Annotated in this window: 15 protein-coding genes and 1 tRNA gene; all 16 read left to right on the top strand. The window is 42.9% G+C overall.

The features are described from left to right. The first annotated feature begins 83 nt into the window (after positions 1 to 83). Positions 84 to 157: transfer RNA gene (locus QP775_RS12610), tRNA-Gly, on the top strand. Positions 158 to 747: 590 nt separating this feature from the next. Beyond that, positions 748 to 3,540: a phosphoenolpyruvate carboxylase gene (gene ppc, locus QP775_RS12615; RefSeq protein WP_239333904.1), complete on the top strand. Its 2,793-nt coding sequence runs from the start codon at positions 748 to 750 to the stop codon at positions 3,538 to 3,540. A 148-nt stretch (positions 3,541 to 3,688) separates the two neighbouring features. Next, positions 3,689 to 4,609, top strand: coding sequence for an EamA family transporter (locus tag QP775_RS12620; RefSeq protein WP_285106470.1), 921 nt, complete (start codon positions 3,689 to 3,691; stop codon positions 4,607 to 4,609). Further along, complete coding sequence (gene sigW, locus QP775_RS12625; RefSeq protein ID WP_275444859.1) at positions 4,599 to 5,195, top strand: RNA polymerase sigma factor SigW; 597 nt, start codon at positions 4,599 to 4,601, stop codon at positions 5,193 to 5,195. Before QP775_RS12620 ends, sigW begins: the two co-directional genes overlap by 11 nt. Positions 5,196 to 5,344: 149 nt before the next feature. Beyond that, entirely contained in the window at positions 5,345 to 5,962 is a 618-nt protein-coding gene (locus QP775_RS12630) for a polymer-forming cytoskeletal protein (protein ID WP_028543349.1), read from the top strand. A 161-nt stretch (positions 5,963 to 6,123) separates the two neighbouring features. Next, positions 6,124 to 6,948: a diadenylate cyclase CdaA gene (gene cdaA / locus QP775_RS12635; RefSeq protein ID WP_239333908.1), complete on the top strand. Its 825-nt coding sequence runs from the start codon at positions 6,124 to 6,126 to the stop codon at positions 6,946 to 6,948. Further along, the gene (locus QP775_RS12640) at positions 6,941 to 8,329 is read left to right on the top strand and encodes a CdaR family protein (protein WP_239333930.1); all 1,389 of its coding nucleotides are present in this window, start codon (positions 6,941 to 6,943) and stop codon (positions 8,327 to 8,329) included. Before cdaA ends, QP775_RS12640 begins: the two co-directional genes overlap by 8 nt. 166 nt (positions 8,330 to 8,495) lie before the next feature. Further along, positions 8,496 to 9,836, top strand: a complete 1,341-nt coding sequence (glmM, locus tag QP775_RS12645) for a phosphoglucosamine mutase (RefSeq protein ID WP_285106474.1) — start codon at positions 8,496 to 8,498, stop codon at positions 9,834 to 9,836. 886 nt (positions 9,837 to 10,722) lie between these two features. Then, positions 10,723 to 12,558, top strand: coding sequence for a glutamine--fructose-6-phosphate transaminase (isomerizing) (gene glmS, locus QP775_RS12650; protein ID WP_285106476.1), 1,836 nt, complete (start codon positions 10,723 to 10,725; stop codon positions 12,556 to 12,558). Between the two features lie 902 nt (positions 12,559 to 13,460). Continuing rightward, positions 13,461 to 14,342, top strand: a complete 882-nt coding sequence (locus tag QP775_RS12655; protein WP_285106478.1) for a hypothetical protein — start codon at positions 13,461 to 13,463, stop codon at positions 14,340 to 14,342. A gap of 66 nt (positions 14,343 to 14,408) precedes the next feature. Continuing rightward, a complete protein-coding gene (locus QP775_RS12660) occupies positions 14,409 to 14,954 on the top strand; it encodes a hypothetical protein (protein ID WP_285106480.1) in 546 nt (181 codons plus the stop codon). Positions 14,955 to 15,032: 78 nt separating this feature from the next. Beyond that, entirely contained in the window at positions 15,033 to 15,362 is a 330-nt protein-coding gene (locus QP775_RS12665; RefSeq protein WP_285106481.1) for a hypothetical protein, read from the top strand. 323 nt (positions 15,363 to 15,685) lie between these two features. Then, the gene (locus QP775_RS12670; protein WP_285106484.1) at positions 15,686 to 16,681 is read left to right on the top strand and encodes a CBASS cGAMP-activated phospholipase; all 996 of its coding nucleotides are present in this window, start codon (positions 15,686 to 15,688) and stop codon (positions 16,679 to 16,681) included. Beyond that, a complete protein-coding gene (locus QP775_RS12675; protein ID WP_285106486.1) occupies positions 16,681 to 17,658 on the top strand; it encodes a CBASS cGAMP synthase in 978 nt (325 codons plus the stop codon). Before QP775_RS12670 ends, QP775_RS12675 begins: the two co-directional genes overlap by 1 nt. Continuing rightward, positions 17,642 to 19,423: a ThiF family adenylyltransferase gene (locus tag QP775_RS12680; protein WP_285106488.1), complete on the top strand. Its 1,782-nt coding sequence runs from the start codon at positions 17,642 to 17,644 to the stop codon at positions 19,421 to 19,423. The genes QP775_RS12675 and QP775_RS12680 overlap by 17 nt, the downstream gene beginning before the upstream one ends. Beyond that, positions 19,420 to 19,896 carry a Mov34/MPN/PAD-1 family protein gene (locus QP775_RS12685; protein ID WP_285106490.1) on the top strand — a complete coding sequence of 159 codons (477 nt, stop codon included), beginning with the start codon at positions 19,420 to 19,422 and terminating at the stop codon, positions 19,894 to 19,896. Before QP775_RS12680 ends, QP775_RS12685 begins: the two co-directional genes overlap by 4 nt. Positions 19,897 to 19,990: the final 94 nt, after the last annotated feature.

Below are 19,990 nucleotides of genomic sequence, written 5' to 3' on the forward strand. Positions count from 1 at the left end.
GGGACGTAGCTCAGCTTGGTAGAGCACTTGGTTTGGGACCAAGGGGTCGCATGTTCAAATCGTGTCGTCCCGACCATCTATATGCGGGTGTAGTTCAATGGTAGAACTTTAGCCTTCCAAGCTAATAGCGTGGGTTCGATTCCCATCACCCGCTCCATATTTTACAGTGATGCCACCTTACGAGGTGGCTTTTTTTATTATGATTAGTATCCAGACAAGATTCGCTCCCCTTGATACTACCCTTATTTTATCTTTTAGTATGAGGATATCAGTGCAGATTTGAATGATCTGCTTGTTAACTTTAACTGTACAATGATGGAGTAAGAAAATTCATAATTGATCGATGAAGATCCAATGTGCTGTCAAAAGCCCCAATCAACTGCAAATCATATTAATCTTAAATGGGTATGCTCAGATTGTATTTCCTTGGAATACATTCCTCCTATTTTGTACGTTTAATGCAAAATGAATGCGCTTACCAAACGTGAAATATAATGATTACCAATTCAATAAATGCATCGTTTGTTCATAAATAACATACGATGATAGTTACAAGGAAACAACGAGGAAAAGGCGCTGTACAAAGACGAACAGCAGGGGAAATAGGAATTTAGCGCGTTCCTAAAGTGTCATGAAACCAGGTTTGATTTTTCAAATAAAAGTAAAGATTTTCGCCACAGATTGTAGTATGATGGTAAGAAAGTCTAAAAAACAGTGCAAACTGGGTTGGATAAGAGGGGGAGACGAATGACTGACTTAACGTTAACCGCAAACAAAGCGAATTCCAACAACCTGTTGCGGCGAGACGTTCGATTCCTTGGGAATATCCTTGGCGAAGTGCTCGTCCATCAGGGCGGCAATGAGTTGCTGAATATCGTGGAGAAGATTCGTGAATTAAGTAAATCACTGCGTGCCGTATTTTTGCCGGAGTTGTACGATGAATTTAAGCAGCTCATCAACACGTTAAATCCTGAAATTCGTCACCAAGTAATTCGAGCTTTCGCTATTTATTTTCAGCTTGTGAATATCGCAGAACAGAATCATCGTATTCGTCGTAAGCGCGATTATGAACGATCTGCGGGAGAGACGGTTCAACCAGGTTCAATTGAAAGTATTATCCTTGAGTTTAAGGAACGTAAATTGGCGGTAGAAGATCTGGAGGAGATTCTGTCCAGCATTTCTTTAGAACTGGTTATGACGGCCCATCCAACGGAAGCGATGCGTCGTGCCATATTGGATATTAATAAGCGGATTGCAAACGATGTTATGCAATTGGACAACCCAACGCTTACGTACCGGGAACGTCAGCAATTGCGTGATCAGTTACTTAACGAGGTTATCACTTTGTGGCAGACTGACGAGCTGCGCGATCGCAAGCCTACTGTCATCGATGAAGTGCGTAACGGTTTGTATTTTTTCAACGAGACGTTATTTGATGTACTTCCGGATGTATATCATGAGCTTGAACGCTGCCTTGATAAATATTATGCCAGTCGTAGTTGGCACGTTCCAACTTACCTTCGCTTTGGCTCGTGGATTGGTGGAGACCGTGACGGGAACCCATCTGTTGTTGCTTCCGTTACCTGGGAGACACTTGAGATGCATCGCAGCTTAGCCATTCGAAAGTATGAAGAACGTATGAAAGAAATAATGCGTTCATTAAGCTTCAGTACAACGATTGTGCAAGTAAGCGATGAGTTAGTTCAATCAATTGCATCTGACAAGCAGCGAGTCACTTTAAAATATGTTCCTGCTTGGTTAAACGACAAGGAACCTTATCGTGTCAAGCTGTCCTATATGTTAGAGAAGCTGCGTAATGTGCTGGTCGATGAAACAAAGGGTACAAGCCAACGATATAACTCGGTTACTGAGTTTATCGATGATCTATCCATCATTAATCGCAGCTTGCGCCATCATTTCGCGGATTACGCGGCAGATACGCACATTAAGAAATTAATCCGACAAGCTGAATTGTTCGGCTTCCATATGGCTACATTGGATATTCGTCAACATAGCAAGGAACATGAGAATGCTATGACTGAAATTCTGGCCAACATGAATATTGTAGATGATTACAGCTCGTTGCCAGAACAAGAAAAGATCGTGTTGTTAAATCAGCTTTTAAACGACCCACGACCGTTAACATCGCCTTACATTCGTTACAGTGAAGCAACAAAAGAATGTCTTGATGTGTATCGTATAGTGTTTGAGGCACAGCAGGAATTCGGGGTTAACTGTATTACGAGTTACTTGATCAGTATGGCGCAGGGTGCGAGTGATGTGCTCGAGGTGATGCTGCTCTCGAAAGAAGTAGGCTTATTCCGCAAGAATTCAGACGGAACCGTACACTGTACATTACAGGCAGTACCTCTATTTGAAACGATTGAGGATCTGCATGAGGCGCCTGGCATTATGAAGAGCTTATTCGAGTTGCCGGTTTACCGTCAAGCGATCCACGCGATGAACAACCTGCAAGAGATCATGCTTGGTTATTCTGACAGTAACAAGGACGGCGGAATGTTGACTGCCAACTGGGAGCTGCGCGTAGCGCTTAATGATTTAACGAAAGTGGCACAAGATTATGATATCAAGCTGAAGTTCTTCCACGGCCGCGGAGGGGCTCTCGGTCGCGGAGGTATGCCGCTTAATCGCAGCATACTGGCACAGCCGCCGCATACGATTGGTGGAGGCATCAAGATCACCGAACAAGGGGAAGTACTATCTTCCCGTTACTCCATGCAAGGTATAGCTTACCGCAGTTTAGAGCAGGCCACATCAGCTCTGCTGCAAGCGGCTGTGATGGCACGCTCCTCTCAGGGAGAAGCGTGTGAGCCGAAGTGGGAAGAATGGATGGCTGACATCTCAAAGGATGCACAGCAGAAGTACCAGGATCTTATCTTCCGTGATCCTGACTTCCTGACCTATTTTAAAGAGTCAACTCCGCTGCCGGAGATTGGCGAGCTAAATATCGGTTCAAGGCCTTCCAAACGCAAGAATAGCGACCGCTTCGAAGATTTGCGTGCGATCCCGTGGGTATTCTCATGGACGCAAAGTCGTTACTTGCTTCCTGCATGGTATGCAGCTGGAACAGCGCTGCAATCGTTCTACCAGAACAAGGCGGAGAATATGGACACGCTCCGTCATATGTATGAGCACTACTCATTCTTTGGCAGCATGATTGATAATTTGCAAATGGCATTGGCCAAGGCGGATCTAATCATTGCTAAGGAGTATGCCGCGATGGTTAAAGACGACACAATCCGTGAGCGCATATTCAAGTGTATTCAAGAAGAGTACGACCTCACTTCAAAGCTGCTGCTGGAAATTACAGGTCAGCAAGAGATTCTTGATAATGTGCCTGTTATTCAAGAATCGATTAAGCTGCGTAATCCTTACGTTGACCCGCTAAGTTATATGCAGGTTCAACTACTAACAGAATTACGTCAGCTTCGCGAACAGGAGCAGGATGATCCAGAGCTTCTGCGCGAGGTGTTGTTGACCATTAACGGGATTGCTTCGGGTCTCCGAAACACAGGCTGATTGTATCTATTGGGAGTGTGCTTAGTGTATTACACCTGTAGATCTTGAATCGGTCAACCGTGAACATAAAGTGCAGCTATGATGCAGTCGAGTCTTGCTATGCAGGGCTCGACTTTCCTGTGTCACTGATAAAAGGAGTTGTGCATCCATGAAAAAGAGTGCCATGTATTGGCTCTCCGTCATCTTTGTGCTTATAGGGGCATCTAGCTACGGATTTGTATCATCAATCGTAAAGCTTGCTTTTGCAGAAGGGTATTCGACGGCTCAAGTTACGATAAGTCAAATTTCTGTAGGGGCGGCTGTGCTATGGATTATGGTGCTTCTACGCCCGCATACATGGCGTAATCCATTTGCCCATGGTGGATGGAAGCTATTGTTTGTTGGGATATTTGGACTTTCATTGACCACCATATTTTATAACAGTGCACTTCAGCAGCTTGATGCATCGCTTGCGATTATTTTATTGTTTCAATTTACATGGATAACGTTGGTTATGGAATGTGTGACACACAGAACTTGGCCTAATCGTTATCAGTGGTTATCCATATTTATCGTACTGCTAGGCACCGTATTAGCTGTAGGGATCACGTCTGACAACCTGGAGAGGTTTACATTTGCCGGAGTCGTACTTGGACTAGCTTCAGCCATAACTTATAGTTTATTCTTATATTTAACTGGCAAAATTCAGACCCATCATGATCCGGTCATGCGTTCAGCGATGATGATGACGGGAACTTTGCCTGTTATTTACGGTATTTATGTGCCGTTTATTGCGGGTGGTATGGAATTGCCACCTGACGTGGGACACTTATTGTTATGGGGATTACTGTTGGGATCGTTATCCCATATTATTCCGACAGTTACCTTTAATATAGGCATCCCGCGCATTGGAAGCAGCCTGGCTTCCATGATATGTGCGATGGAGCTGCCTGTTGTCACGGTTGTGGCATATGTGCTGCTTCACGAACAGGTTACGTTGCTCCAATGGCTTGGAATCCTGCTTATTTTGGCCGGTATCGTCATTGCAGAGCAGAAAGCAAAACGAATTACGGTCGATCATGAGCAGTGAGGACGGAGGGAGACTGTTGGTGGATACGTTAGAGAAACGACTTGCTATGTTAGCCCGCAAGGGGGATACAAGCGCGTTTGCCGAGATAGTCGAACTGTATAAAGACAAGATCTTTCACCTCGCTTATCGTATGCTAAGCAACAGGCATGAAGCGGAGGATGTTGTACAGGATACGTTTTTGCGGGTATATCGCAATTTGGATCGATATGATGAGAATCAGAAATTTTCGACATGGATCTATCGGATTGGGACGAATCTGTGTATCGATCGTTTGCGAAAACGAAAGCCAAGCTACTCTCTAGATGCAGAAATGAACGACCAAGAGGGTGTTGATGGCTATTCCATGATTCCTAGCGATGACAGGACGCCAGAGACATATTTGCTTGTCAGTGAGACGCAGCGAATGATCCATGAAGCGATTGACAGCCTGCCTGCCAAATACAAGTCGGTTATGGTCCTGAGGTATTTGCAGGATATGTCCCTTCAAGAGATAAGTGATGTGTTGAATATGCCGGTCACGACTATCAAAACACGAGTACATCGTGGGCGCGAATTTTTGCGTAAGAAGCTCGAACGCAAAATATGAAATAAATAACAGGTTAAAACTTTGAAACGATTTGATGTGCGTGACGTATCGTATAACAACAAAAGTTCTTTGCTGTGTCTTTGTGCGGACATCCGGACAAGGTGAGCTTGAACTTTCGTTTGAACACCTGATGAAAGGATTTGGCTCAAATGGATTGCAAACAAGCCGTCTCATTGATGCACAACTTACTGGATGACGATCTGGAGCGATCATGCGCATTAGACTTGAAAGAGCACATGCTTGCATGCCCGGCTTGCCGTGAGCGGTTCCGTCAGTTGGAAGAAACGGAACAGCTGCTGTACGGATTCAATCATCGTTTGCAGCCGACAACGGATGAATTGACCGAACGTATTATGAGCGTGATCCCGAAGCCTAAGAAGCAAAGCGCGATGTTTAAGTGGGTGAGACGCCATCCGGCCATAACCGTTGCCGCTGTTTTCGTACTTGTGATGATGACGAGTGCGCTAAGCATGTGGAATGCTGATAAGCAATTGCTCGTGAAAGGCCAACAACTCGACGGAGTTGTCATTCAAGATAACAAGGTCATCGTTCCGAACGGCAAAGTGGTTAAAGGAGACCTAACCATTCATAATGGCCTCGCTGAGGTTTATGGTGAAGTGGAAGGGAATGTGACTGTTGTTGACGGTAAAGTATATCAGGCGTCTACGGCGCACATCACCGGATCGGTACAGCAAATAGATGAAGCTATGAGCTGGATCTGGTATCAAATCTCAAGTCTGTTCCCAGGTAATGCAACTGCACCGTAAGGTGGAGCGGGTTGAGGTTAAAAGTTTATGACTGCTCTCTCGTGTTTTTGGCGGGAGAGTTTTTTGTGTACAGAGCAGGAATTTTGCGTCCAGCTGACGAAAAGGTTATAGTTATACATATAGAGAAGGCTGATCTTATAGGGAACTCCGGGGGTACCTTCATGAATTATTTCGCAGACATGAGTTGGAAAGACGCTATCAAGGACGTCATTGACATTGTAATCGTTAGTTACGTAATTTATAAATTACTTGTTCTAATCCGTGGAACACGGGCGGTACAATTGCTCAAGGGTATATTTGTGCTTGTATTAACCTGGGCAATCAGTACCTGGTTTGATTTGTATACACTGAAGTGGCTGATGAACCAGATGTTTACCTTTGGGGTATTGGCAATTGTTATTATATTTCAGCCGGAGCTGCGCAGAGCGCTGGAGCAGCTCGGGCGAGGCAAGTTATTTGGCGGCCGCTCCAATTCTGAGCTGGATGAGACTGGGCGTGTTATTGGAGAGTTAATTAAGGCAGTCAATTATATGTCACGTCGAAAAATAGGGGCATTAATTGTGTTTGAACGTAATACAGGTCTAAATGAATATATTGAGTCCGGTATTGCGATGCACTCTCAAATGAGCTCGGAGCTGCTCATTAATATCTTTATTCCAAATACACCACTTCATGATGGGGCTGTTATAGTTCGTGGTGATACGATTGCTGCAGCCGCCTGCTATTTGCCGTTATCGGAGAATCCTTTTATTAGCAAAGAACTGGGTACAAGGCACCGAGCCGGGATCGGCATAAGTGAGGTCGGAGACGCCATCTCCATCATTGTCTCGGAAGAGACGGGACAAGTATCACTGGCGTTAAACGGACAGGTAGTTCGCGATATCAAGGAAGAATCGCTCATTTCGAAGCTGTTCGGAGAACTGAAGCCGAAAGTAAAGAAAGAACTACGTATGTTCTGGAAGCGGAAGGGTGAGCAAAATGGATAAGTGGCTGATGAACAATACAGCAGCCAAGATTATCGCACTTGTGCTCGGAGTATTGTTGTTTGCTGTTGTACATAAGGAAGATCCGAACACGGTGACACAGCAATCTTTATTTGAAACCCGCTGGATTGATTCTGTTAAAATAAATACGATTGGATTAGATGATCAACAGTTGGCGATGCGCAGCATGAGTCCTAGCGATGTCCGCATTCAAGTAAGCGGAAAGCGTACAACCATCGCTTCCGCACTGCCTGAAGATTATAAAGTAGTGCTTGATCTGACAGGATACGGTCCTGGCAAGCATAGTATCCCTTTGAAATATGAAGTGCCGCTTGGAGTAGACATGCGTTCTATGCAGCCTTCTTCCGTTACGGTGGTGTTGGAAGAGGTACAGACGAAGCAGTATGAAGTATTGATTAAGACGGAGGGCAAACCAGCGGACGGTTACAAGGCAGGAACACCGATTGTAAGGCCATCCAACCGCGTTCATGTGACGCTGCCTACTTCTCGCATGCAGGAGATCAAGTCAGTCAGTGCCATAGTTGATATTCACAAGGCTAACGAGTCAGTTCTCCATAAACAAGTAAAGTTGACAGCTTTTGATGCAGCGGGACGTGAGGTCAAGAATGCGATTATCACGCCATCAGTCGTAGAGGTTGAGATCCCGATTACGAAGCCGTTTAAGACTGTTCCACTCCAGTTGAACGTCAGAGGAAACTTGCCTGCTGGATTGTCGGTTGCTGCGCTGGAACCTAACGTGAATCAGGTTACTTTGTATGGACCTCAAGCTGCGCTCGACTCCATTGAGTTCTATGATGTTCCGCAATTGGATGTCTCAACCTTCGCGGCACCGGGTACCTATAACGTAAATGTCAAGTTGACGTCGCCGCCAAACATTGAGAAAATGGAGCCAAGTACGATACTTGTTAAGGTGACCATTGCTCAAGATAAGAAGCGGGTCATCGGAGACGTACCGATCGCACTTACTGGCGTCAACGATAAGCTGATTACTAATATTACGGAACCGGCTTCCCGTAAGTTCAACGTAACAGTAGTTGGCTCACCAAGCGTAGTGGACGCATTGACAGTGGAGGACATTCAACTGATTGCCAACATCAATGATTTGCCTCCAGGTAAGCATGCGGTCACGTTGCAGGTTAATCTGCCGCGATTTGTCCGTCTGGCGGATGGAGAGAGATATACGGCGACAATTGAGATTAAGGATAAGGATGTACCGACCACGACTGATCCGGTAACGCCGCCTAATCCGACAACCGATGGCCAACAGCCGGAGGGAGATCGCCCAACGCCAGGGGGAAGTGTCAGGGAAACAGACAACCATGAGAATGAGCATTCTGGTGGACAAGATCATCCAGAAGGCTGACATCCAGATATACGTGATGGAATTTAATATATAAGACAGAAAAAGATATCTAAAAAGACAGATATACAGACAGATAAAAAGATCAGGCACCATGCAGGTTTGATTTGCGTTAAATATGTTAAGCATCTTGGGTCAGAATAGTATGAATTAGAAGGGGATTATCCATATGGGGAAATATTTTGGTACAGACGGCGTTCGTGGCGTTGCAAATAAAGAATTAACCGCAGAGTTAGCCTATAAGATCGGCCGCTGCGGAGGATATGTGCTAACAAAGGAAGTAACGAAACCTAAGGTGTTAATTGGGATGGATACACGCATCTCCGGACGTATGTTGGAGGCTTCCTTAACAGCAGGTCTGCTCTCAATAGGTGCAGATGTTATTCAGTTGGGGGTACTGTCAACGCCAGCTGTTGCATACTTAACGCGCACACTGGGTGTGGATGCAGGGGTTATGATCTCGGCCTCCCACAACCCTGTTGAGGACAATGGCATTAAGTTCTTTGGACGAGATGGTTTCAAGCTGCTTGATGAGACGGAACTGGAGATTGAAGCGCTGATTGATGCGGCGGCAGATGAGCTGCCTCGCCCTGTTGGTGAAGGATTAGGCACAGTTACCGTGAATACAGACTTGAAGTGGGAGTATTCGAAGTATTTGAAGACAACAGTCAAAAATTCATTCGAAGGACTCCGAATTGTGCTGGATTGTGCACATGGTGCAGCATACGAGCTTGCACCGCAGTTGTTCCGTGATTTAGGAGCAGAGATCATTACAATAGCCGCAGAGCCGAATGGGTTAAATATCAACGATCACTGTGGTTCGACGCATCCTGAGCGCTTGCGTGAGGAAGTGGTTCGCCATAAGGCGAATCTTGGCTTAGCGTTTGACGGTGATGCTGATCGCCTGATTGCGATTGATGAATTGGGTGAGGAAGTGGACGGAGACCACCTATTGTTGATCTGCGGTGATGCGATGAACCGTGAAGGTCGCCTTCCTGCAAGCACAATTGTCTCTACGGTCATGAGTAATATTGGCTTCTACAAAGCGACGGAAAAGTATGAATTAAGGTCTGCCAAGACGGCAGTTGGCGACCGGTATGTCATGGAGGAGATGCGACGCGGTGGTTACACGCTTGGTGGTGAACAATCCGGCCATATCATCTTCCTTGATCACGGAACGACTGGAGACGGTATGTTATCCGGCATTCAATTGGTCGATACATTAGTGAGCAGTGGCAGATCGTTGTCGCAAGCGAAGTCTATGATGCGTAAGTATCCTCAGGTGCTTGTTAATGTCCGCGTAGGTGACAAGAGCAAGTATGCGGGCAACGCCGCTATCGAAGAGGCTATTGCCGCTGTAGAAGCGGAGCTAGGAGATAACGGCCGTGTATTGGTGCGCCCATCTGGTACGGAATCACTCATCCGCGTTATGGCAGAAGGACCTGAGGCGGATGTTGTGGAAGCTTACGTGAAGCGGATTGCAGATGTAGTCATTAACGAATTGCAATAATTTATCATTATTATTTGAAAAGCTGTATTTCTCTTGGTTGTAGTGCTAAGAGGGATACAGCTTTTTTAGCTTGTGTATTGCCATTCGGGAGCGGGTTGCATATAATAGAGCATATTCCGCCTATCGGGAGCATGAGATGAACTGCCGTGTCAGCCTTGTTCCAAGTCAAGAAGCCGGACGATGGTCGGAGTAAGTAATACCTATTCATTTATAGAAAGGCAGGGTTGTACTGCATATTAGAAGGCTTATCGCAGGATAAGCTTTGCCATATAAGCGCCAGCACTTGTACGCTACGGACGGCAACCAGCGACAAGTGGACGAGGTGGAGGTGTTCGAACCTGTTCGGCGGGGACCTCCCGGTGTGCCACCGGCACCGTAACGAGATAGCGGAAATCAATGAGGCAACTTGTTGGACAACGCGCTCGATCTTGGTGATTAAGTATGTTCACATATACGCGAAGGAATCATTTATATAGGATTAATAATTTACTAAACTAAATGGTCTGCATTGCATAAAAGCGCCTAATATGAATCGAAGCGGACTTCCTGTGGGGAAGGGCCGTTCTGTTTGGTGGTGCTGTCTATGCCTTAGTGGTGGAACAGGTGGACGATGTGTAAAGGGCGAATGTGTCAGTCGATGACGCTATATTTAAATATGCCTATATGACAGGTTCCGGTGTCCATGTTCGTTTTTGTCAGACTGGAACAGATGAAGGTTGACCTTTGAGCATGACAAGTGCTTTATTTGGTCATGAGTAATAAAGATAACAGCATAAGGATTCCAGTCTGATGGAGCGCCATTAATCTGGATGGATAAGGACCAACAGACAGGCTAACGATTCGATTGCGCTGCTGAGCGCAGACACATAATCGGAGGCTATTTACTATGTGTGGTATTGTCGGATATATTGGAACTCGTAATTCGCAGGAAGTACTGTTGGATGGATTAAGCAAGTTGGAGTACCGTGGTTATGATTCGGCGGGTATTGCCGTGTTTACCAATGAAGGACTACAGATTCGTAAGGCGCAAGGAAGATTGGCGAATCTGGCGACGCGCTTAGAGGATGAGCCACTTGCAGGTGGAGTTGGTATTGGTCATACGCGTTGGGCGACACATGGCAAACCATCGGATGAGAACTCACATCCCCATACAGATGCGACAATGAAATTTTCAGTTGTTCATAATGGCATTATTGAGAACTATATGGAACTGAAAGAGGAATTGATGGCACAAGGCGTGCCCTTCATATCAGAGACGGATACGGAGGTCATTTCTCACCTGATTGCCCGTGAATACGATGGTGATATCGTTAAGGCGGTACAGCGCGCAATTACTCACATTCGTGGGGCATTTGCACTGGGTGTGCTTACCGAGTATGAGCCGGATCGACTTGTGGCAGTTCGTTGTGCCAGCCCGCTTGTTATTGGGATCGGAGAGGGCGAGAATTTTATTGGTTCGGATATACCGGCCATTTTACAATATACACGCCGCGTGTATATATTAAACGACAATGAGATGGCTGTATTGACTAGGGAAGCTGTCGAATTGATGACGATTGAAGGCAACAGTATTTCTCGGGAAATGATTGTTGTCGATTGGGATTCGATGACTGCGGAAAAGAGCGGATATGACCACTTCATGCTGAAGGAAATTCACGAACAGCCGAAGGCATATCGCGACACAATGCGTGGTCGTTTGCAGGAAGGTTTGAACGGTGTCAAATTGACGGAGCTGAAGGTGCTGACAAATGAACGCCTGCGGGAAATTCGTAACGTGCATATTGTCGCTTGCGGAACGGCTTATCACGCAGGCTTGGTCGGACGCACATTGATCGAGCAAGCGATCCGGATTCCAGTAGAGACGGATGTTGCATCCGAGTACCGATATCGGAATCCGATCATTACGCCAGAGACGCTAGTTATCGTGGTCAGCCAGTCTGGCGAGACAGCAGATACGCTTGCTGCACTCCGTGAAGCGAAGCGCTGCGGTGCTGCGGTGCTTGCGATCACGAACGTAGTTGGCAGCTCAGTCGCGCGTGAAGCAGATGACACCATTGTGACGTGGGCAGGACCGGAGATTGCGGTTGCGTCTACGAAAGCATATACGTCACAATTGATTGCGTTTATGCTGTTGAGCCTGTATTGGGCAGAGGCGACAGGGCGCATGGAAACTGCTGAGCTGCGCCATCAGCTTGCTGCGATTGAAGCACTGCCTGAACAGGTGGAAAGTATCCTTGCTCAAGCTGATGAGCTGAAGCGGGTCGCGGAAGAAATGGCCACACACGATAATATGTTCTTTATCGGTCGCGGCGTTGATTATGCGGTAGCCATGGAAGGCTCGTTGAAGCTGAAGGAGATCTCCTATATACACTCTGAGGCTTACGCTGCTGGTGAGTTAAAGCATGGTACACTTGCGTTGATTGAAGAGGGGATTCCGGTGATCGCGTTGGTCACTCAATCTTCGTTGGTGGAGAAGATGATTAGCAACATCAAGGAAGTGAAAGCAAGGGGCGGTGTTGTATACGCCGTAACTGACAAAGCTCACGCTGAGCTTGTGTCGAAAGCGGTAGATGGCACGTTTGTGCTGCCGACAACACTTTCACATTTAAGCCCGGCATTGTCGGTTATTCCGTTGCAACTGCTCTCGTATTATGCATCGCTAGCTCGTGGCAACGACGTAGATAAGCCGCGTAACTTGGCGAAAAGTGTGACGGTTGAGTAGGTTAAGGGGCTTGTAATAGAATTGTGTCCTGTAACAATAAATATGGAACATGGACAATAAAAGTAGCTGTGTACATCTTTTAAAGTCGCCCTACTGCTTATAAAGTAGTATCAAAGTTTATAAAGTCGTATCAAAAAGCCGAGCGAAACTCAGGTATCCACTCCTGTTTTCCTCGGCTTCTTTTGTAAATCAGGGAAGCGGGTTTAGGGAGAAGGGGAGAACTTAAACTCCTCGAATCCCTTGTTCTTTCAAGCTTTTCCTCAATATCTTTCTCCAATTTTCACTCCGATTTCTTTTCCTCTAATCCCTGTTTCCCCCTGCATTTCAACTCGACTTTATTTACTTTTTTCTCACCGTTTTTCTCCGATTTGCCCCCGATTTTCCTCCGATTTGTAGGGCGACTTTATTTGCTTTAGGGATTTGGGGTAGGGGAGGAGGAAAGGCTGAGAAAAAACCTTGTGGGGAAAGGGATAGCGGGAATTTGGTGGAGAAGGTGGCGTAACACGACTTTTTAATAAATGCACAGTAGCATATGAATCTCAGTCTGTTGAAATGCAAAAAGTCGGGAACTGAACAAAAAAGTTAGGAACCGGTTCAACAGTGTTTTTGTCCTCTGTGTTCTGTAAGAATACATGTAGTATATGAATTTTAGACTGTATTAGTGTGATATCACAAATTTAGTAAAGCCTACCGATAATCGGTAGGCTTTTTACTTTGGTACTAAGGTGCTGATGAGCAGTTGACTATTAAAGTCCATTGACAAGCGAATAAAGCGATATCCGCTATTTTACAATCTGAATCGACGAAATATTATGAAGGATATAGTTACTAAAAATGGGTCTTTTATACCTATAAAGGGACTGCTATACTGATATATACAATCAATTCATGATGGAGGTCCCATGAATATAGTTAAATTGACTGATAAATATACATTTCATTCATTTCAAAAAGTATGTGAAAATGTTAAACGGAACCATGAAGGAATAATATCAACAAAATTGATGCAACTGGATTTAAGCGAGATTACATTTGTTGATCCATTCGGTATGGTTACTCTATTAGGATTGTGTCGCCATATGAATAATACATACGGCGTGAAATCCTCTATAATTTTACCAGAGGGTAATGCAGGATCGTATATGGAAAGAGCAGGCTTTTCTCAAATTAATCCTCAGGATCAGTTTATTACTATTGAAAGACGAAAAAATATTAAAGATTATTTTATTCGAAACCAAAATATGGGCGTCCTAAGATTTTTTAATTCTGAAAAAGACATTCAACCGATTAATGCGGAAGTAGAAGATTGGATGGAAAATCACGGATTTTCTGAAGAAGATAAAAATAGTATCTCAATTTTTATTTCTGAAATGGTTCAAAATGTTGTTCAACACAGTAACACTCCTCAACCAGGAGTATTATGTATACAATCTTATAAGAATAAAAAAGGTGAGCCATTCTTATCGTGGGCAATTGGTGATGCTGGTATTGGAATAAGACAGAGCCTGGTTGATGCCGGCGTTCAAGATATGGCAGCTATGGAAGATTGTCGTGCCATCCGTGAAGTAATATTAAAAGGAATTTCAAGATTTCAAGATGATGTAACGCGTGGTAATGGGCTGTCTCGATTGTACAAGGCAGCGCAGAAGAGAAGCGCTATTCTTTATATCCATTCGCATTCTGGAGTGTTTGGTTTGAATATATCGCAGGAGAAACAAAAAAAATTAGAAATGGGGGTTCCGCTGATAGTTGGAACTAATATAGGATTCTATCTTCGGAGTTGACAAGCTTGTACACTATTGCATATAATCTAATTACAGCTTCACAGAAGTAGATGAAGGAGAATTATTATGGATAGATTTGAAATTAGTATGTCTGGACGATTTGGTGAACAACTATGGGGCAGAGAACAGGGCAAATCAATCAGGGATGAAATCATTGAATCTTTCTTAAATCAACGAGACAATATCTTACTTTTAAATTTCTCAGGTGTAACTCGTATTGATTTTTCTTGCGCTAGTGAGATTGTTTCAATATTAATTCTTCGTTTATCAGGAGAATTAAAAGGAAAACATCTAATTATATCTGGTTTAAGTAAATTTGTTGAGGAAAACATAGATGCAGCTCTCGACAAAGCAGAACTCTGTGGATTGGTTTTACTTCAAGATGGCGCATGGAAAATGATCGGTAAATACAGTGAGACTCTAGTGCAAACATTAGATAAAGTAATAACTTTGGGACAAGCTGATACTCCCGCTATCGCAGATGCTTTAAATATTGCAGTTACTAGTTGTAATAATCGTCTAAAAACACTTGTGAATTTGGGAATGGTCAGTAGAGAAGAGCATATAGCTCCAACCGGCGGAAAACAATATATCTATAAAAAAATAATATAATTTTTTTAACTCTGCTTCATCTGTATTAGTGAAACAGAGGAAACTGGTGAAGCAGAATTATTGAAAGGGGGTGAGAAGATGGACTATACGATGAAAAAAGGAATTGTAAAATTCATAGTTCTTCCAGTTGCTATATTATGTGTTGCTCTATTCGTTATCATCCCGATGGCAAGTGCTGCTTTTAATGCTGTATTCGGTTCAAGTGTGATAAGTAATTATAAAGCAACTGTAGTTGAACTAACAAATAATAAAGCTATATTGGAGTGGAATGAAGATAGATTCGTTTTAGATAAAAATATTTATACAATAAAGCGGAAAGTTATTGGGCTAGATAATTTCAAGTATGTAAAAGTTGGAGACACCTTTGATATTTCAGTAACTGCACCGGGTTTACTACAGAAATTATGAAGTAACACCCAACAAGAAGTCGAAATTAAAGATCATAATTTAAATGTATTCTCTTATTTGTGGAGAGTAATGAGTGGGGAATAAAAATTTTAAATCAAAAGATAGCCGACGGATCCAGTACGGAACTGACGGTTAGAGTATAAAGCTGACGTTGATCTTAGTACTGTCCTACATATAAATATTCGCGTGTTTAATGTAACACTAGGATTTGTAACACGACTAGTAATTAGTGGAGCAATGATAATTCGTTTGGAGCTTGGCAGGAGCTCCAAGTTTATATAGTGAAAAAATAATTGCGGAAATTCGGGAGGTCACCATATTAAATGAAATCATGCTATAAAATACTTTCAATCGACGGTGGTGGAATAAAGGGGCTGTACTCTGCAGTAATTCTTCAGAAAATGGAAGAAGAGTACGGACCTATTTATAAAAACTTTGATCTAATCTGTGGGACATCCACCGGAGGAATTATTGCATTAGCGTTAGCGGCAGGCGTTCCAGCAAGTGTAGTCGTTCGTTTTTACCAAGAATCTGGTCCCCAAATATTTCCATTCAAAAAAAAGTGGGTACGTAATTTTCATTGGTTGAAACAAATAGGACTACGATCTAAATATTCGGATAAAGATCTTCGTGACGCACTTAACAATGTTTTTGGTGATAAGAGGATCGAAGATTGTAAAACGAATGTTTTGATTCCTACTGTTAATATAACAACTGGAGAGCCTTACGTATTCAAATCCGATCATAACCCGCAATTAACACGGGATAAAAAACGCTTTCTTACTGAAGTAGCACTTGCTACTTCAGCTGCGCCGACATACTTCCCCATTGTACAGTTGAAGACACTTAAGGGGGAAGAACAGTTTGTAGATGGTGGTCTAGTTGCCAATAATCCGTCATTGCTCGGCATTCAAGAATACCTTAAATATTATAAAAATGATACGAGATACGACAATTTTAGCTTGTTGTCTGTATCAACATTACATGAACGTATTAAGTTTCCCAATCCAAACAATGTGTTTAAACGGAAATCATTTGTGGGCTGGAAAGATGATTTAATCTCTTTAATGATTGATTCCCAAAGTGGCGCAGTGCATCATCACATTGAGTATCTACGTTCATATGTCGGTGGCGACTATGTCAGGATACCCAGTATGGAACTTTTACCGAATGAGAAAAAACATATTCAGCTTGACCTTGCTTCTCCAAAATCGATTTCAGTCTTGATTGAAAAGGGTTTAGAAGCAAGCAAAGAATGGGTGACAAAAAGCGAAGTCAAAGTAATATTTCAAAATACAATTAAAGAGGAGACTGCATAATGTCAAACTGCAATGATTTATTTACTACTTTTCACGGGAAGATTTATCTCGATTCAGAAAAAAAGAAAAGTCTTCGAACATCCCGTGATGCGATTCGTGCAAAGATTAGAAAACATTTTAAAGATGAATTAGGGGTTACAGAGCCTAAATTCTACGGTCAAGGTTCGTATATGATGAACACAACGGTTGTACCTCTGGATGGCGAATATGATGTTGATGACGGCGTTTATTTAGAGCACTTGAAAGATAAAGATGAAGAAAAATGGGTAACACCAGCTACAGTACATAGCTGGATTGTAAAAGCCGTGGAAGGACATACTGCGACAGACCCAGTCGATAAAAATACATGTGTACGCGTTATTTATAAATCACAGTACCATGTAGATCTTCCTATTTATGTGAAGAAGAAAGATGAACATCCCAAACTTGCACATAAATCAAAAGGATGGATCGATAGCGATCCTAAGGAATTAACAAAATGGTTCAATGATGAAGTTAAGGCAAAAGGAGACCAGTTAAAGCGGTTAGTTCGTTATTTAAAGGCGTGGAAAGATTATAAAGAAGGGGAAACTAAACTCCCAAGTGGAATGTTCTTGACAATCTTAGCGGCAAACCACTTTGTATCCGATCATCCGGACGATGATGATGCGGCACTTGCGGCAACAGCAAAAGCCATTCATAAGGAATTATCTGAAACTTTTTCTCTGCAGAGACCAGTTTTTCCAAATGAAGAACTCATGGCAGATTGGTCAGAATCAAGGCAAAATAATTTCTTGAATAAGCTAGCAACGCTTATTAAAAAAGGTGAAGATGCACTGGAAGAGCAGGACAAAATAAAGGCTTCGAAAAAGTGGATTGAAGTATTCGGGGACCGCTTCCCTGAATATGAAGAACCGGAAGCTACGAATTGTGAAACAAATTCTGTTGTAAAAGCCTCCGCACCAGCGGTACTTGGTAACCATGGAAGATCAGCTTAGACTTGAAAGCTATTATGAAGGAGTGCTGCATAGGGCGGCACTCCATCTCATCGATCAATATCAAGCGGTTGAAATGACGTATCCGGAATTAGAAAAGGCGCTCTTTCCAAGGTCATTTCAAATATCGATTCAAGATCAAATAGACATCATACTGGCACTACCTTATAACTTTCCGGATGATTTTCCGACTGTAATTGTTCCTGAGCCTTACTTTTCTAAATTGTATCCTATTCCTCATTTATCCAAAAGTAAAGTGCTGTGTACGTTTGATAATGAGGTCGCCCATCCAAATATTGATGATCCACATGGAGTTATCGATGCCGTTATTGATAAAGCTTTTTCATTAATAGTAGAAGGTCAAAAGAAACAAAATTCTGAAGATTATCTCGATGAATTTGAATCCTACTGGATGCAAGATTCTAGTAACGAAATGTTGTCACTTATCAAAATAACGGAAGAAGCAAAAGAAATTCATATCATAACATATCAACATCCCAATTGGGATACGACCACTCTTGTAGCTGATTCAAGATTGGAAGGAGAAAAGTGGCTCTTACAAGGTGGAGCAAAAATAAATGATGGCATTAAAAAGGCGCTATATTTACCTTTGAAGTCTATTGGTATGCCTCCGTATCCAAAGACCAACAATGAAATTCTAAAACGATTAAGAACCGAAAGTCCGGAAGCAGTAAAGCCATTTATTGATTTTCTAAATATTAATGGACGACCCTCTACAATTGTATTCTCAATTCCTTATGGAGATGGATATTTGTTAGGATCATGGGAGCATTCAAAAGCGCAACAATATAAATCATCTGCATATAAAGGTAAAGGGAATTTTCAAAAATCTATTAAAGGTTTTCGCCCAGGTAGGAGCAATGCAGTTCTTGAACTGCAAAGGGATTATCGAGATCTTAGTATTAAAAAGCAAGTTTTGAATCGTGTGGACAAGGAACGGCTGTTCAACCGTGGGGGAGTAGGACTCAAACCGGAAAGCCAAAGGATAGGAATTATAGGATGTGGATCTATAGGAAGTCATATTGCGAGGTCGCTGATTGATTTTGGCAATCATAAGTTGTTATTGGTCGACAATGACAAATTGACTTTCGAGAATATTGCACGCCACCTATGTGGTGCATCTGATGTAGGAAAATATAAAGTTGATGCCATAAATCAGCAATTAGATTCCCATCTGCCCCATTGTGAAATTACAGTATATAGAAACGATGTACTAAAAGTGTTATGTGATTACGAATCTCTCTTGAACCGCTGTGATTTTTCCGTAGTGGCAATTGGTCACTTACCTACTGAACTACGATTGGATCAATTACAGAAAGAAGGTGTTATAGATAAGCCATTATTGTACGTATGGGTTGAACCATATTTAGCTGGGGCGCATGCTGTATATGTAGATGCTCAAAATGTTGGTTGTTTTCATGATTTATTTGATGAACAGCACATATTCAAGCAAAGTGTTCTTGCAGAACCAGGAAAATTCTCGAAACGTGAAGCAGGATGCCAAAGTACCTATGTACCATATGGTATTCTCGAAGTAAAGCGTTTTTTATCGGAGTTGACTTTTTTTATACAGGATATTAATTCAGGACTAATAAAGGAAAATATATTGTTCACTTGGCTGGGAGATTTGCAATTACAACGGAACAGTGGACGAAAAATTTCTGGGAGATGGGCTGTAGCTGAAAATTATTCTACAAGAAAGTACCCACTTGGTAATTTTATTAGCCATGAGGATGTTAATGCATGATGGAGTATGAATTCGGAGATAAGCTACTTGTAATAAAACCAGAAGTAGTTAGGCTTTTTCAATCATATCGGCAAATTGCTCTCCAGCAGCATGAAGCAGGCGGCATTTTATTGGGACGATTATATGGAAATGAGAAAGTAGTTATAGAACAAGTTAGTGTTCCGTCGAGAGTTGATAAATCTGGGCGGTTTTTCTTTGATCGTAATGTTAAAAAAGCACAACAGCTTGTAAATCAAGCGTGGGAAGATTCTAATGGTGAAATTAGATACTTAGGGGAATGGCATACCCATCCTGAGTCTGATCCCAAACCCTCATCAGTTGATCGTAAGTTGCTTAGGGACATGCTGAAGGACACAAAAATGGATATTGACTATTTGTTTCTAATAATTGTAGGGATTGAAAGGCTCTATGTTGCATCTCAACATAGAGGAAAAGGACTTCAACGATTAAACGAAAAGTATAATTCAACATAGCTGAAGATTGAAGTCAGTCAGTGTTAATTTCATTTGTCGTAATGACTTTGTATCCTTCCTACAGAAAATCGCAAAAGCACCGTAAACAAGAGGA

The organism is Paenibacillus sp. UMB4589-SE434, from assembly GCF_030226685.1.
In the GTDB taxonomy this organism is placed as follows: Bacteria; Bacillota; Bacilli; order Paenibacillales; family Paenibacillaceae; genus Paenibacillus_B.

Excerpts from the sequence above, each read along its gene's own strand:
- QP775_RS12620 (WP_285106470.1), top strand. The coding sequence starts at position 3,689 with ATGAAAAAGAGTGCCATGTATTGGCTCTCCGTCATCTTTGTGCTTATA.
- QP775_RS12665 (WP_285106481.1), top strand. The coding sequence starts at position 15,033 with ATGGACTATACGATGAAAAAAGGAATTGTAAAATTCATAGTTCTTCCA.
- glmM (WP_285106474.1), top strand. The coding sequence starts at position 8,496 with ATGGGGAAATATTTTGGTACAGACGGCGTTCGTGGCGTTGCAAATAAA.
- QP775_RS12670 (WP_285106484.1), top strand. The coding sequence starts at position 15,686 with ATGAAATCATGCTATAAAATACTTTCAATCGACGGTGGTGGAATAAAG.
- sigW (WP_275444859.1), top strand. The coding sequence starts at position 4,599 with ATGAGCAGTGAGGACGGAGGGAGACTGTTGGTGGATACGTTAGAGAAA.
- QP775_RS12630 (WP_028543349.1), top strand. The coding sequence starts at position 5,345 with ATGGATTGCAAACAAGCCGTCTCATTGATGCACAACTTACTGGATGAC.
- QP775_RS12655 (WP_285106478.1), top strand. The coding sequence starts at position 13,461 with ATGAATATAGTTAAATTGACTGATAAATATACATTTCATTCATTTCAA.
- cdaA (WP_239333908.1), top strand. The coding sequence starts at position 6,124 with ATGAATTATTTCGCAGACATGAGTTGGAAAGACGCTATCAAGGACGTC.
- ppc (WP_239333904.1), top strand. The coding sequence starts at position 748 with ATGACTGACTTAACGTTAACCGCAAACAAAGCGAATTCCAACAACCTG.
- QP775_RS12660 (WP_285106480.1), top strand. The coding sequence starts at position 14,409 with ATGGATAGATTTGAAATTAGTATGTCTGGACGATTTGGTGAACAACTA.
- QP775_RS12680 (WP_285106488.1), top strand. The coding sequence starts at position 17,642 with ATGGAAGATCAGCTTAGACTTGAAAGCTATTATGAAGGAGTGCTGCAT.
- QP775_RS12685 (WP_285106490.1), top strand. The coding sequence starts at position 19,420 with ATGATGGAGTATGAATTCGGAGATAAGCTACTTGTAATAAAACCAGAA.
- QP775_RS12640 (WP_239333930.1), top strand. The coding sequence starts at position 6,941 with ATGGATAAGTGGCTGATGAACAATACAGCAGCCAAGATTATCGCACTT.
- glmS (WP_285106476.1), top strand. The coding sequence starts at position 10,723 with ATGTGTGGTATTGTCGGATATATTGGAACTCGTAATTCGCAGGAAGTA.
- QP775_RS12675 (WP_285106486.1), top strand. The coding sequence starts at position 16,681 with ATGTCAAACTGCAATGATTTATTTACTACTTTTCACGGGAAGATTTAT.